This window comes from Pseudomonas meliae (assembly GCF_001400515.1).
Classification (GTDB): domain Bacteria; phylum Pseudomonadota; class Gammaproteobacteria; order Pseudomonadales; family Pseudomonadaceae; genus Aquipseudomonas; species Aquipseudomonas amygdali.
Window position 1 is genome coordinate 1,544 of the sequence record NZ_LJQT01000226.1, and the last position, 1,014, is coordinate 2,557.

2 protein-coding genes are annotated in these 1,014 nt (G+C 54.2%); both read right to left on the reverse strand.

Features of this window, described 5'->3' with window-relative positions; translation table 11 throughout:
- Nucleotides 1-169: 169 nt before the first annotated feature.
- Nucleotides 170-436: a type II toxin-antitoxin system RelE/ParE family toxin gene (locus ALO64_RS10055; RefSeq protein WP_044345827.1), complete on the reverse strand. Its 267-nt coding sequence runs from the start codon at nucleotides 434-436 to the stop codon at nucleotides 170-172.
- Nucleotides 436-636 carry a type II toxin-antitoxin system RelB family antitoxin gene (gene relB / locus ALO64_RS10060; protein ID WP_004661690.1) on the reverse strand — a complete coding sequence of 67 codons (201 nt, stop codon included), beginning with the start codon at nucleotides 634-636 and terminating at the stop codon, nucleotides 436-438. Before relB ends, ALO64_RS10055 begins: the two co-directional genes overlap by 1 nt.
- Nucleotides 637-1,014 lie beyond the last annotated feature (378 nt).

Below are 1,014 nucleotides of genomic sequence, written 5' to 3' on the forward strand. Positions count from 1 at the left end.
AACTTTGTCATGACAAAGTTTTGGCTTGCCTGATCTGAAGCTTGATCGTGTGTGGTGTCAGGTAGAAAGCGCCCTTCTGGGACCGTGCACAAGGCCTCAAGGCAGTGCAAGGGCTGCTTCGCTCCTTCACGGCGCAGGCTACGCCCTGCGCGCTCTGCTTGCGGGTCACTTAGAGCGAGGGATATTCCTGCCTAGCGTGGATGACGTTCACGACCTCGATGCGCTCGATCGCCACACGGTAGACCAGCACGTAATTTGGGTGCGCTACCAGCTCGCGAGTACCAGACACTCGCCCAGGACGATACAGGTATGGATGATCGGCCACGGGTAGGATGGCTGACTGTAAGCGCTCCAGAATGGCTTGAGCGGCTTTGGGGTCTTCGTTGGAGATCTTAGCCAGGCTCATGCGCGCACGTTGCCGCCAGATGATTTGCATCAGCTGACCTTAGCCCGATCCTGTTGACGCTTTTCTGCCTCGGCAATGATTGCGTCCATTTCAGCCATGACCTGGTCGTGCGGCACACCAGGACTGGGATCGTCCAGTGATGCTTGCACCTGGAGCCGAAACCAGCGGTCGTAGCTTGCTGCCTGTTCGTCGGTTTCGAATTCCGAAACGATGGGTGAGAGGTTGGCCATGTGGGGTTCTCCAGCTGGGAGGGTTTTACATCACTGTTACATCGCATTTACATCATCTGTACGTCAAACCTGAGCAGGCATCCGCTGCACTGTGTTGCACTAAATTGCATTGAGTTGCACTGTTGTCCTGCTTGTGCCTTGGGTAAGTCCTGCATTTGCACTGCACTCGCACTGCAAAATAACTGCATTTGCACTGCACCTCACTGCATCTTCACTGCAAAAATGCTGCAATTAGAGACATTTTGAGTCAATCAAAGACACTCTGAGTCACTGAGTGACACACAGAGACACTGCTTACGGTGCCATCGAGGCCAGTTCGTCCAGGAGCGGAGCCAGACGCTTTACGTCCACGTCCCTTTTTGTCAACGCCAACCAAAA

Coding starts and splice junctions, on each gene's coding strand:
- ALO64_RS10055 (WP_044345827.1), bottom strand. CDS start 436: ATGCAAATCATCTGGCGGCAACGTGCGCGCATGAGCCTGGCTAAGATC.
- relB (WP_004661690.1), bottom strand. CDS start 636: ATGGCCAACCTCTCACCCATCGTTTCGGAATTCGAAACCGACGAACAG.